This window comes from Flavobacterium sp. (assembly GCF_041911335.1).
GTDB lineage: Bacteria > Bacteroidota > Bacteroidia > Flavobacteriales > Flavobacteriaceae > Flavobacterium.
In genome coordinates, this window is the sequence record NZ_JAYRPD010000033.1 from 25791 (window position 1) to 38323 (window position 12533).

12 protein-coding genes are annotated in these 12533 nt (G+C 33.2%); 3 read left to right on the top strand and 9 right to left on the bottom strand.

Annotation, left to right across the window (positions count from 1 at the left end; genetic code table 11):
• Positions 1–6: 6 nt before the first annotated feature.
• The gene (locus tag ACE3PD_RS04435) at positions 7–1293 is read left to right on the top strand and encodes a deoxyribodipyrimidine photo-lyase (protein ID WP_374399911.1); all 1287 of its coding nucleotides are present in this window, start codon (positions 7–9) and stop codon (positions 1291–1293) included.
• Between the two features lie 37 nt (positions 1294–1330).
• Positions 1331–2791, top strand: a complete 1461-nt coding sequence (locus ACE3PD_RS04440; protein ID WP_374399913.1) for an FAD-binding domain-containing protein — start codon at positions 1331–1333, stop codon at positions 2789–2791.
• Here the strand turns inward: ACE3PD_RS04440 and ACE3PD_RS04445 are convergent.
• From ACE3PD_RS04445 to ACE3PD_RS04470, 6 genes are all read right to left on the bottom strand, one after another.
• On the bottom strand, positions 2788–3444 hold the full coding sequence (locus ACE3PD_RS04445; protein ID WP_374399915.1) for an HAD family hydrolase: 657 nt from the start codon (positions 3442–3444) through the stop codon (positions 2788–2790). The genes ACE3PD_RS04440 and ACE3PD_RS04445 overlap by 4 nt on opposite strands.
• A 1-nt stretch (position 3445) precedes the next feature.
• On the bottom strand, positions 3446–4351 hold the full coding sequence (locus ACE3PD_RS04450) for a ribonuclease Z (RefSeq protein WP_374399917.1): 906 nt from the start codon (positions 4349–4351) through the stop codon (positions 3446–3448).
• A gap of 69 nt (positions 4352–4420) precedes the next feature.
• On the bottom strand, positions 4421–4753 hold the full coding sequence (locus tag ACE3PD_RS04455; protein ID WP_374399919.1) for a ribonuclease Z: 333 nt from the start codon (positions 4751–4753) through the stop codon (positions 4421–4423).
• Positions 4754–4783: 30 nt separating this feature from the next.
• Positions 4784–5713 (bottom strand): aspartate carbamoyltransferase catalytic subunit, encoded by a 930-nt coding sequence (locus tag ACE3PD_RS04460; RefSeq protein WP_374399920.1) that lies wholly within the window; start codon positions 5711–5713, stop codon positions 4784–4786.
• A gap of 28 nt (positions 5714–5741) precedes the next feature.
• Positions 5742–6281, bottom strand: a complete 540-nt coding sequence (gene pyrR / locus ACE3PD_RS04465) for a bifunctional pyr operon transcriptional regulator/uracil phosphoribosyltransferase PyrR (protein ID WP_374399922.1) — start codon at positions 6279–6281, stop codon at positions 5742–5744.
• A 204-nt stretch (positions 6282–6485) separates the two neighbouring features.
• Positions 6486–8105, bottom strand: a complete 1620-nt coding sequence (locus ACE3PD_RS04470; protein WP_374399924.1) for an ABC-F family ATP-binding cassette domain-containing protein — start codon at positions 8103–8105, stop codon at positions 6486–6488.
• A 155-nt stretch (positions 8106–8260) separates the two neighbouring features.
• Between ACE3PD_RS04470 and ACE3PD_RS04475 the strand changes: the two genes are divergently transcribed.
• A complete protein-coding gene (locus ACE3PD_RS04475; protein WP_374399926.1) occupies positions 8261–9664 on the top strand; it encodes a TlpA family protein disulfide reductase in 1404 nt (467 codons plus the stop codon).
• An 85-nt stretch (positions 9665–9749) separates the two neighbouring features.
• Here ACE3PD_RS04475 and fsa read toward each other — a convergent pair whose 3' ends face one another.
• The 3 genes from fsa to ACE3PD_RS04490 all read right to left on the bottom strand — a co-directional run bounded on the left by fsa (position 9750) and on the right by ACE3PD_RS04490 (position 12490).
• Positions 9750–10406: a fructose-6-phosphate aldolase gene (gene fsa, locus ACE3PD_RS04480; RefSeq protein ID WP_250581980.1), complete on the bottom strand. Its 657-nt coding sequence runs from the start codon at positions 10404–10406 to the stop codon at positions 9750–9752.
• Between the two features lie 244 nt (positions 10407–10650).
• The gene (locus ACE3PD_RS04485) at positions 10651–11454 is read right to left on the bottom strand and encodes an SDR family oxidoreductase (RefSeq protein ID WP_374399927.1); all 804 of its coding nucleotides are present in this window, start codon (positions 11452–11454) and stop codon (positions 10651–10653) included.
• A 37-nt stretch (positions 11455–11491) separates the two neighbouring features.
• Positions 11492–12490, bottom strand: a complete 999-nt coding sequence (locus ACE3PD_RS04490; protein ID WP_374399928.1) for an enolase C-terminal domain-like protein — start codon at positions 12488–12490, stop codon at positions 11492–11494.
• Positions 12491–12533: the final 43 nt, after the last annotated feature.

Consider the following 12533-nt stretch of genomic DNA (forward strand, 5'->3'; position numbering starts at 1 on the left):
ACAAACATGAACATCTTTTGGTTTAGACGCGATTTAAGAATAGATGACAACGTAGGATTTTTTCATGCTTTAAATAGTAATGAAGAAGTCTTGCCCATTTTTATTTTTGATGAAAATATTCTGTCTGAATTACCAAAAAATGATGCTCGCGTTACTTTTATTCATGAACAATTAGAGAAAATTCAATCGGAATTGAAGAAGCATGGAAAATCATTAGCGGTTTTTCATGGCAAACCTATTGAAATTTTCGAAAAACTAATTTCCGAAAATAAAATTACGTCGGTTTACTCCAATCACGACTACGAACCTTACGCTCGTAAACGTGATAAGGAAATGAATCAGTTATTTGTAAGTAAAGGAATTTCGTTTTTAACCTCAAAAGATCAAGTAATATTTGAAAAAAGCGAAGTCGTTAAAGACGATGGAAGTCCGTATGTAGTCTACACGCCTTATTCGAAAAAGTGGAAAGAAAATTTCAAAAAAATAAAATTAGTTCATTATCCTTCCGAAGAAAAATTGGTTAAAATAGCTAATCACTCCTACCCTTTTTTAACATTGGCTGATATTGGTTTTGAAAAATCAGAAATCAAAGTTACGCCTTATGATGTTTCGGAAAGTTTAATTCAGAATTACGAAGCTACTCGAAATTTTCCTGCTTTAAACAAAACCTCCTATTTGGGAATTTATCTCAGATTTGGAGCTGTTTCCATTCGAAAAATGATTGGAAAAGCTATTGCTGAAAAGAACGAAACCTTTTGGAACGAATTGATTTGGCGCGAATTCTTCATGCAAATTTTATGGCATTTTCCGCATACATCTAACAAAAGTTTCAAAGAAAAATATGATGCTATTCAATGGGAAAATAACGAAGAAAAATTCAAAAAATGGTGTCAAGGAAAAACAGGTTACCCTTTCGTTGATGCTGGAATGCGTGAATTGAACAAAACCGGTCACATGCACAATCGTGTTCGTATGATTGTAGCTAGTTTTCTATGTAAACACTTATTAATTGATTGGCGCTGGGGTGAAGCCTATTTTGCTCAAAATCTTTTGGATTATGAAATGGCGAGTAACGTTGGGAATTGGCAATGGGCTGCAGGTTCTGGTGTTGATGCTGCACCTTATTTCCGAATTTTTAATCCCACAGAACAAATCAAGAAGTTTGATAAAGACTTAAAATACATCAAAAAATGGGTTCCCGAATTGGAAACTCAATATTATCCAAAACCTATTGTAGACCACAAAGAAGCGCGAGAAAAATGCCTTAAAGTTTACAAAGAAGCAGTTGGATAAAATAGCGTTGCCCTAAACACTATAAAACGAAAAAAAAATGAAAATTGTTTGGTTCAAGAGAGATTTGCGTTTGCACGATCATGAAGCCTTACATGAAGCCTTATCGACTTCTGAGAAGACTTTATTGCTTTACATTTTCGAACCATCGTTGATGAAAGATTATCATTACAGTCAGCGTCATTTTGATTTTATAAAACAGTCTTTAGAAGCGCTTCAAAAAGAATTACAAAAATATCATACCCAAATTTTAATTGTTCAAGGTGAAGCTGTAACAGTTTTTGAAAAACTATCGAAACTTATTTCCATCAGAGCCGTTTATTCGCATCAAGAAACTGGAATTCAATTGACTTTTGATAGAGATTTAGCAGTGGCTGAATTCCTGAAAGAAAAGGGAATTATTTGGAATGAATACATCACAAACGGCGTTATTCGTGGAATAAAAAATAGAAAAACGTGGAAAGAAGATTGGTATGACTTTATGGATAAAGATTGCCTACCTTTCAATCCAACGCCTAGAAGCTTTGTCAAATACATTGAAATTGAAGAATTAGAAAATCATTTCGAAATTCCATCAATTCAAACGGTTCACAATCCCAGTTTTCAGAAAGGTGGCGTTCCAACGGCTTTACGCTACATGAAATCTTTTTTTGAAGATCGCGTTCAAAATTACAGCAGTCATATTTCAAAACCAGAATTAGCTAGAAAAGGTTGTAGTCGATTATCGCCTTATATTGCTTGGGGAAATTTATCGGTGAGACAAGTGTATACCAAAGCTTGGGAATTGCATCAGCAAGGAAAATTTATGCGTCAGATTTCCAATTTTGCTTCACGTTTGCGTTGGCAAGCGCATTTCATACAAAAATTTGAAATGGAATGTTCAATGGAATTCATCGCTGTAAATAAAGGCTATCGCAATTTGAATCAAAGAATTAACGAAAAATATCACAAGGCTTGGATTACTGGAAAAACGGGCGTTCCGTTAGTTGACGCTTGCATGCGCTGTTTGAATACAACCGGATATTTGAATTTTAGAATGCGTGCTTTGGTGGTATCGTTTTATACGCATCATTTGTTCCAACCTTGGCAAAATTGTAGTCAGCATTTGGCCCAACAATTTTTAGATTTTGAACCAGGAATTCACTATCCTCAAATTCAGATGCAAGCTGGCGTTACAGGAATCAATACATTAAGGGTTTATAATCCGGTGAAAAATTCTTACGAACATGATGAAGATGGAAATTTTATCAAAAAATGGGTTCCAGAATTAGCCAATATACCAACCGAATTCATTCACGAACCTTGGAAATTGACTCCAATAGAATCCATGTTGTACGGTTTTGAATTAGGACGCGATTATCCAAATCCTATTGTAAATTTGGAGGAAGCAAGAAAGTTTTCCAGTGATTTCTTTTGGTCGATGCGAAAAAATGAATCGGTTAAAAAAGATAGTAAGCGTATTTTAGCGAAACATACGCTGCACGATCAAGAAATGAGTTAGTTTAAATCACGAACTTTCTCAAAATTCAATTCGTTAAAGTGTCGAATAACTACATTAGCTTTAGATAAATCTTGGTCTTTCGAATGAAAACTATCATAACCTACACAATAAATTCCGGCTGAAACTGCGGCTTGAATTCCGTTGGTACTATCTTCAATTACAATACAATTTTCTTTTGGAGCAATCGATAAACTCGCGGCATGTTCAAAAATTGCAGGATGCGGTTTCGACTTTGGAAAATCTTCACCTGAAACAATATGAGTGAAATATTGATGTAAATTAAAACGCGTAAAAACGCGATGAATCGTAACTTTTGAAGCTGAAGAAGCTACAATTAGCTGAATTCCGTTTGCATGCAAATCTTTAATTAAATCTTCTACTCCATCAATCAAATACAAATCTTCTTTCAAATCGAAAGCTTCATTAAATAAATGACGTTTTCTTAAGATTAAATGTTCCACATCTTCTTGTAAATCGAACTGTGCTTTTAATTTCTGAAAGATATTTCGAGTAGAATTACCCGTAAACGAACGATACATTTCATCTGAAACAGCGATGTTTAATTCATTAAAATGTTGGTAATACGCGAAATGATGTACCGGTTCGGTATCTACAATTACGCCATCCATATCGAAAATTACAGTTTGTATCATATTAAAATTCAAATTCTTTGCCGTCATCGGCTAAAAGTACATTTTCAAAAACTGTTTCTGCTTCCGTTTTAAAAGGCTCAATTGAACCATAACGTGTAGAATAATGTCCTAAAATTAAGTTTTTAGCATTGGCTAGTTTTGCGATTTTAGCCGCTTCTTTTGCGGTTGCGTGTTTGGTTTTTTCGGTGTATTGTGCTTCAGAATCTAAGAAAGTAGATTCGTGGTACAACACATCGACATCTTTGATAATGGGAACAATAGATTCGTCATACAAAGTATCGCTACAAAACGCATAACTCAATGGTTTATCTGGCGGAAACGAAAGCAATTCATTGTCAATCACTTCGCCTGAATCTAAAGTAACATTGCCACCCGATTTAATTTTATCGAAATACACTTTTTCAATTTTATATTTCGCAACGGCTTCGATATTCAAATGGCGTTTTCCTAACTTTTCTTGAAACAAAAAGCCGTTCGTATACACGCGATGATTTAATGGAATTGTTTTCACAATTACGGTTTCGTCTTCAAAAATAACTTCGCTTTCTTTCGATTCTAATTCGTGGAAATACAAATTATAACCCGTAAACGAACCCGAAGCTCGCAATTGCAATAAAATAATTTCTTTGATTCCTTTTGGACCATAAACATGTAAATCGTTTTCTCGATTTAACAACATAAACGTTGAAATTAAACCTATTAATCCATAAAAATGGTCGCCGTGTAAATGCGAAATAAAAATATGATTAATTCGGGAGAACTTGATTTTATGCTTGCGCAATTGCACTTGTGTTCCTTCACCACAATCGATTAAAAACATATGATTTTTTATGTCTAAAACTTGTGAGGTAGGATTCGTAATGGTTCTAGGAGTGGCTGCGTAACAACCGAGTATTTGTAGTTTCATTTTTTAGTGTTCAGTCGCAGTTTTCAGTCGCAGTTACTGAATACTGTAAACTGAGACTGTAAACTTTTATTAAAATCCTAAATCGCGTTCAATTTCGTCCATTTCAATCATATCGTGGGCTTCTAAAACGGAAGGAACTACGTTTAAATAATTGGGAACTTTATTAAAATCAACCGTGTCTGTAACTATAATCATTGATTTTTTTGCCTTTTTGTGGTTTTTGGCCAAGTCTTTAAAATGCGCTAAATCGGCATTTGAAATGGCTTTATCATGCGAAACATCTAAAATCAAGTTTTGATTTTGAAACGCATGATATTCATTGATTACCTTTTCCACAAAAGCTTCTAGATTATTTTGTGTATCTTTAATGATAGTAGTATGTCCTTTTTGATCGACTTTCATTTGTTGAATTTCTGATTTTATGCTAAGATACTAATTTTTAATCTTACTTGCCAATAAATAAATCACTGCCATTCGTACTGCAACACCGTTTTCCACTTGCTCCAAAATCACCGATTGTTGTGAATCTGCAACATCAGAAGTAATCTCTACTCCTCTATTAATTGGTCCTGGGTGCATGATTACGATTTCTTTGTTTAGCGAATCTAATAATTCTTTGGTTACACCGTATTGTTGCGTGTATTCTCTAGTCGTAGGAAAATAACTCACATCTAAGCGTTCGTTTTGCACACGTAACATATTCGCAACATCTGCCCATTCTAAGGCTTTACGAAGATTTGGTTCCACTATTACGCCAAGTGATTCAATGTATTTTGGAATCAATGTTTTTGGTCCGCATACTTTTACTTCGGCGCCTTGCATTTGTAAAGCGAAGATATTGGACAACGCTACTCTTGAATGTAAAATATCACCTACGATTACGATTTTCTTTCCACCAACATCGCCTAATTTTTCTCTAATTGTAAAACTATCTAATATGGCTTGTGTTGGGTGTTCATGAGCGCCATCTCCAGCATTTACAACACTTGCTCCAATATTTTGTGATAAGAAATGAGCGGCTCCCGGGCTGCTGTGACGCATTACCACCATATCTACTTTCATAGATAAAATGTTGTTTACCGTATCAATCAAAGTTTCTCCTTTTTTAACCGAAGATTGTGCTGCAGAAAAACTAATAACATCAGCTGAAAGTCGTTTTTGAGCTAATTCGAAAGATAATTTGGTTCTTGTACTGTTTTCAAAGAAAATATTGGCAATCGTAACATCTCGTAATGATGGTACTTTTTTGATTGGACGATTGATAACTTCTTTGAAATGGTCTGCCGTTTCGAAAATTAAATCAATATCTTGTTTGGTAATATATTTTATTCCGATTAAATGATTTACTGATAATTCTTTCATTTATATGTAGTTGTGTGTTTGTTGTTGTTTATTTTGTAACCAGATATACCGCGTCTTCTCCATCATTTTCTTGCCATTTAACAATTACTTTCTCATTGTTTATAGCATCCACTTGTCTTCCTCTATAATCAGGTTGAATGGGTAAATGGCGACTGAATCTTCTGTCGATTAGCGTTAAAAGTTCTACTTCTGAAGGTCTTCCGAAAGATTGTATTGCAGTTAAAGCGGCATTGATACTTCTTCCGGTATATAAAACGTCGTCAATAAAAACTACTTTTTTATCTTCAACTAAGAAATCTATCTGGGTTTTGTTAGCTTCCAATGGTTTTTCGCCTCTTCTGAAATCATCTCGAAAGAACGTAATATCTAAAAACCCTAATTGAATGTTGGAAATATTGTAATCCAATTCTAAAATTTGCTTGATTCTTTGCGCTAAATATTTACCTCTTGGTTGTAATCCTATTAAAACGGTATTGGAAAAATCTAAATGATTTTCAATTAGTTGGCAAGCTAATCGATGCAAGATAATGTGTACTTCTTTTGAAGTGAGCAAAACTTTTTGACTCATAGTGTGTTGTTTGTACAAATTTAGAATTTATATTTCTAATAGCAATCGTATTGTAAAAAAAAGAGAATATTCATAATTTATTTTTTGCCACGGATTTCATGGATTTAAAAGGATTACCATTAGATAAAATCTTTTATAATCAATGCAATCGGTGGCTTTCATGCAAAAAAAATCCCGTTACTAAAATTAGCAACGGGATTGATATTAAGAATACATTTTCTTTCTTAATTCTTTGATTTTTTCATCTTCTAAATATTCGTCAAATGTCATGTATCTGTCGATAGCTCCATTTGGTGTTAATTCTAAGATTCTGTTTGCAACTGTTTGCGCAAACTCGTGGTCATGCGTTGTAAACAAAACCGAACCTTTGAAATTATTTAATGAATTATTAAAAGCGGTAATCGATTCTAAGTCTAAGTGATTTGTAGGTTCGTCTAACATTAATACATTAGCTCTAATCATCATCATACGAGATAACATACAACGTACTTTTTCTCCTCCAGATAAAACGTTACATTTTTTTAAGGCTTCTTCTCCTGAGAAAATCATTTTTCCTAAGAATCCACGAACATAAACTTCATCGCGTTCTTCTTCTGTTTTTGCCCATTGACGTAACCAATCTACTAAATTTAAATCTACTCCATCAAAAAACTCATGATTATCTACTGGTAAATACGATTGTGTCGTAGTAATTCCCCAATCAAAAGTTCCAGCATCAGGAGTCATTTTATTGTTTAAGATTTCATAAAAAGCTGTTGTTGCTCTTGAATCTTTTGAGAAAACTACAATTTTATCGCCTTTAGCCATGTTTAAATCTACATTTTTAAACAAAGTTTCTCCATCAACTGAAGCTGCTAAATCTTGTACATTTAAAATTTGATCTCCTGCTTCCCTTTCGGTTTCGAAAATGATTGCTGGATATCTTCTGCTTGAAGGCTTAATCTCGTCTAAATTTAATTTTTCAATCATTTTTTTACGAGAAGTTGCTTGTTTCGATTTAGCTACGTTGGCACTAAAACGACGGATAAACTCTTCTAATTCGGCTTTTTTCTCTTCAGCTTTCTTATTTTGTTGTGCTTTCTGACGTGCCGCTAATTGAGATGACTCGTACCAAAACGTATAATTTCCTGAATAGTGTGTAATTTTTCCGAAATCAATATCTGAAATGTGCGTACAAACCGCATCTAAAAAGTGACGGTCATGCGATACTACTAAAACCGTATTTTCATAATTGGCTAAGAAATTTTCCAACCATCCGATAGTTTCAAAATCCAAGTCATTGGTAGGCTCATCCATAATCAACACATCTGGATTTCCGAATAAAGCTTGTGCTAATAACACACGAACTTTAAGTTTTCCATCCAAATCAGCCATTAATGTGTAATGATACTCTGGACCAATTCCTAAATTTGATAACATTGTTGCTGCGTCACTTTCAGCATTCCAACCGTTCATTTCGTCAAATTGCAATTGTAATTCTCCGATTCTGTTGGCATTCTCATCTGTATAATCAGCGTATAAAGCATCCATTTCTGTTTTCACAGCATGTAATACTTTGTTTCCCATCATTACGGTATCTAAAACTGTATATTCGTCAAATAAGTTATGATTTTGGTTTAAAACCGACATACGTTTTCCTGGTTCTAGGATTACTCTACCCGATGTAGGCTCCATTTCTCCAGCGATAATTTTCATGAAAGTCGATTTTCCGGCACCATTCGCTCCAATGATTCCGTAGCAATTTCCTTGCGTGAAAGTAGTATTTACTTCATCGAATAAAACTCGTTTTCCAAATTGAACCGATAAGTTTGAAACTGTTAACATTTTGATATTTTTATTAAAATTGTTGCAAAAGTACTAAATTTAGTAGATTTTTAAACACTTTAATTTAGAATTAATATAGGTTTATTTTAACTGTACCTTAACAACAAGATTTGAATATATCTGATACATTTGTTTCAGAATTAATAATCAAGTAAATGATTAAAAATTACATAAAATACTTTTTACCCCTTTCTATCGTCCTTTTTTCTACTTTAACTTCTTGTAAAAGAGTATTTAAGGAAGATGATTACGTTGCCTATTTTGGTGGAGAAATCATAAATCCTCAAGATAAATATGTACTTTTCTTAAAAGACAATGAGGTTATTGATACGATTTATTTAGATAAAAATAATCGTTTCATGCACAAATTTGATTCGTTAGCTCCTGGATTATATACTTTTAAACACAATCCTGAATATCAATATGTATATTTTGACAAAAATGATAGTTTGATGGTCAGACTAAATACATTTGATTTTGATAACTCCGTTGTTTTTTGTGGTCGTGGCGATCAAAAGAACAATTTCTTGATGGAATTGTATCTTAAAAATGAAGCTGACAGAGATAAAATGTATGATACATTTGATAAAGATGTTAAAAGTTTCATCAAAAACATTGATTCCAGTTTTGCTATTCGTAAATCGTTTTATTTAAAACGTAAGGCTGAAATTGGTTGGGATGAGAATTTTGATGTGGTAGCAAAAGCTTGTTTAGACTTTCATCACATCACAAAAAAAGAAATTTATCCTTATGTACACCAATTTAGGACTGGTGAAAATATTAGAGCAAAATTACCATCTAATTATTACGCACACCGTAAAGAAGTTGATTTTGAAAATGCGTTATTAACCAATTATTCTCCATTTATCAAATACGTGAGTGTAATGTTAAATAACGTTGCGCTACAAAAAGATCACTTAGATTTGAATGAGAATTCATTGGAAAATAATATTGAAAAATTAAATATCACAGATACTTTAATCAAAAATCAGAAGGTTAAAAATGTAGTTTTGAATAATGTTGCCATGATGTACTTGTTGGAAGATCAAAACATGTACAACAATCAGAAATTTATTGAACGTTATTTACAATTAACTACCGATAAAGACAATAAAAAGGAAATTACCGAAATATACAATTCCGTTCAGAACTTAAAAGTGGGTAATCGTTTGCCTAAAATTGAATTGGTTGATACTTCCTATAAACCTTTGGATGTTAATTCAATTATCAATAAACCAACCGTTTTATTCTTCTGGACGAGTCATGCGGAATCTCATTTTGCTGCTTCTCATAGAAAGGTAACCGAATTACAAGCTAAGTATCCAGAATACGAATTTATAGCTATAAATGTAAATGATAACGATGCGAACTGGAAAAACGCTTTAAAGAAATACAATTTTGAAGGTATTAAAGAATTACACGCTGTTGATTTTGAAACCATCAGAAAACAATGGGTAATTACAAAAATTCACAGAATTATTATCCTAAATGCGGATGGAACTATTAAAAATGGTTTTGCTAATTTGTTTGACGTGAATTTTGAACAAAACTTAAAATAAAAATTAGTACTGTTTTTGGATAACCATTACTAATTAAAAAAGCGTTCTAAATTTAGAACGCTTTTTGTTTTTATAACTTAATAAATTACTTATTTCCTTTTTCGTAATCTGCAATAAACTGAGCAATTCCGATATCTGTTAATGGGTGTTTTAACAATCCAGTAATTGAAGATAAAGGTCCTGTCATAACGTCTGCACCAATTTTAGCACAATTTACTACGTGCATCGTATGACGAACAGAAGCAGCTAAAATTTGAGTTTCAAAACCATAATTATCGTAGATATCTCTAATTTCTTGGATTAAATTTAATCCGTCTGTAGAAACGTCATCTAATCTTCCTAAGAAAGGAGAAACATAAGTAGCACCTGCTTTAGCCGCTAATAAAGCTTGACCTGCTGAGAATACTAAAGTAACATTCGTTTTAATTCCTTTATCTGAAAAATATTTACAAGCTTTAACGCCTTCTTTAGTCATAGGTAATTTCACTACGATTTGTTCGTGTAAGTCAGCTAACTCCTCACCTTCTCTAATCATACCTTCTAAATCCATTGCATTTACTTCTGCACTTACATCACCATCAACAATGTTACAAATGTCTACGTAATGTTTTAGGATATTGTTTTTTCCTGTAATGCCTTCTTTAGCCATTAATGATGGGTTTGTAGTAACGCCATCTAAAATTCCTAATTCTTGTGCTTCTTTAATTTGCTCTAAATTAGCTGTGTCAATAAAAAATTTCATCTTTTTTAAATTTTAAAGTATTGTGTGTTGTTTTGTCCTTCGACAAGCTCAGGATTAATTGTTTGCAAAAGTACGAATAAAAATTTCCAAATTCAAGGGCAAGGACAAGTTGAAAAAAGTTCAAACGCAAAGATCACAAAGTTTTTCGCAAAGTTCGCAAATGAATTTATAAAAAATCTGTGTCTTCTATTTTCAAAAAACACCCATCACCCATCACCCATCACCCATCACCCATCACCACAATCTACAACTTATAATGATTCATCAACATTTTCTCATATAACGTATCAGGCAAAATGCGTTTTAAAACAATAGAGAATTTTTGTAAAAAAGCGCCAACTTTATAATGTACTTTTGGTTTATCGGTTTGTATGATAGCGAAAATTGCTTCTGCCATTTCGTTTGGATTGCTACCGCTATCTACGTGCGAATCCATTTCTTTTAAGGTGTTTCCGTAAGGAACTTCGTAAGCTGAACCTTTCACAACCGGTGCATGATAACGTCCTGCAGCGATATTAGTAGCAAAATCGCCTGGAGCTACATTGGTAATTTGGATTCCGAACGATTTCACTTCCATTCGCAACGCTTCGGTAATTAATTCTAAAGCGCCTTTTGAAGCCGAGTAAATTCCACGATAAGGCAATCCCATATAACCCGCAATCGACGTAATATTAATAATCAAACCCGATTTTTGTTCTCGCATTTGAGGTAAAACCGCTTTCATCACTTCGATTGGTCCAAATAAATTCGTCTCGAAATTATTTCTTATTTCTTCGGTTGGGATTTCTTCGATTGGACCGGTTATTCCAACACCAGCATTATTAATTACGATATCCAATCGTCCTGATTTTTGAATGACTTCGGTTACACAATTGATAATACTTTGCTTATCGCGAACATCCAAAGCTACTAATGGAAATATCGAATTCGTGATTTTTTCAGGATTTCGGCTTGTGCCATACACTACAAAACCTTTTTGATGCAAAAACTCGCCAATTGATTTTCCAATTCCTGATGAACCACCTGTAATTAATACTACTTTACTCATTTTAGTGTGAATTATACTGCGAAAATACGGCTTTAAATTATTTCAAGGAAATTCCTAACCCAACTTTCTCCGAAAGCAACACTTTTCCTTTTTCGATGGTGCTTCCAAAAGCGATGTCGTTGGCAATTAAATTCGCGCCATCTAAATCTACATAATCCACTAATGGAACCAAAACTGCTCCAGCAGAAATTCCTACGGTAGATTCGGTCATGCAACCTATCATGATTTTGAAATCGTTTGCTCGTGCTTCTTTTATTAACTGTAAAGCGGGAGTTAATCCGCCAGTTTTGACCAATTTGATGTTGATTGTTTTATAATGCGATTTTAAATCGGAAAATTTTGTTTGTTCTTGACAATCTTCATCGGCCATCCAATTCGCAAATTTGGAAGCGTTTAAGTGTGAATAATTTGAATTTCCGATTTTCATAGGTTGTTCAATATAGGTAAACTTTGCTACTGCAGGATTTTCTTCCAATTGCTGACATTCGGAAATAGAGAAACTTCCGTTAGCATCTAAAGCTATTTCTTTTTCGCAATTCAATAATAAATTCAATGCTTTTTCATCGTAATGATTCCATTTTACTTTGAATTTATTCCAATCGGATTTTGCTATTTTTTGTAATTGTTCTTCAATTGGAGCGACGCTTATTGTGATGGAAGATTCGGGTAGTTGTTTTATTTCAATTGAATTCAATTCTAAGAAACTTTTATTTTCTAATTTCCCGAATAAATCCCAATATGCACAATCTAAAGCTGAACGTAGAAAAGAATGCAATTGTAAACTTTCTAAAAAAGCATAAAATTCGGAAGGATGATTTATGTATTGTTTTTCAATTTGTGCTTGAATTTCGGCTAATTTCTTAGTGAAATCGGATAAGTTAATTCCGTAGTAATCAATTGCTGTACATTCGCCATAGCCTGTTTTTCCGTTTTTGGAAAGCGAAATAATTAAGGCTTCTCTGAATGAGTAACTTCCATAACTAATTGAAAACGTTTCTTTTAGTTGTAAGCGTACAATTTGCCAAATGATTTGCATAGGAATTAGAATTGGTGTAAAAATAAAAAATCCCGAACAATCG

Coding starts and splice junctions, on each gene's coding strand:
- ACE3PD_RS04450 (WP_374399917.1), bottom strand. CDS start 4,351: ATGAAACTACAAATACTCGGTTGTTACGCAGCCACTCCTAGAACCATT.
- ACE3PD_RS04435 (WP_374399911.1), top strand. CDS start 7: ATGAACATCTTTTGGTTTAGACGCGATTTAAGAATAGATGACAACGTA.
- ACE3PD_RS04475 (WP_374399926.1), top strand. CDS start 8,261: ATGATTAAAAATTACATAAAATACTTTTTACCCCTTTCTATCGTCCTT.
- pyrR (WP_374399922.1), bottom strand. CDS start 6,281: ATGAGTCAAAAAGTTTTGCTCACTTCAAAAGAAGTACACATTATCTTG.
- ACE3PD_RS04445 (WP_374399915.1), bottom strand. CDS start 3,444: ATGATACAAACTGTAATTTTCGATATGGATGGCGTAATTGTAGATACC.
- ACE3PD_RS04440 (WP_374399913.1), top strand. CDS start 1,331: ATGAAAATTGTTTGGTTCAAGAGAGATTTGCGTTTGCACGATCATGAA.
- ACE3PD_RS04470 (WP_374399924.1), bottom strand. CDS start 8,105: ATGTTAACAGTTTCAAACTTATCGGTTCAATTTGGAAAACGAGTTTTA.
- ACE3PD_RS04485 (WP_374399927.1), bottom strand. CDS start 11,454: ATGAGTAAAGTAGTATTAATTACAGGTGGTTCATCAGGAATTGGAAAA.
- ACE3PD_RS04490 (WP_374399928.1), bottom strand. CDS start 12,490: ATGCAAATCATTTGGCAAATTGTACGCTTACAACTAAAAGAAACGTTT.
- ACE3PD_RS04460 (WP_374399920.1), bottom strand. CDS start 5,713: ATGAAAGAATTATCAGTAAATCATTTAATCGGAATAAAATATATTACC.
- ACE3PD_RS04455 (WP_374399919.1), bottom strand. CDS start 4,753: ATGAAAGTCGATCAAAAAGGACATACTACTATCATTAAAGATACACAA.
- fsa (WP_250581980.1), bottom strand. CDS start 10,406: ATGAAATTTTTTATTGACACAGCTAATTTAGAGCAAATTAAAGAAGCA.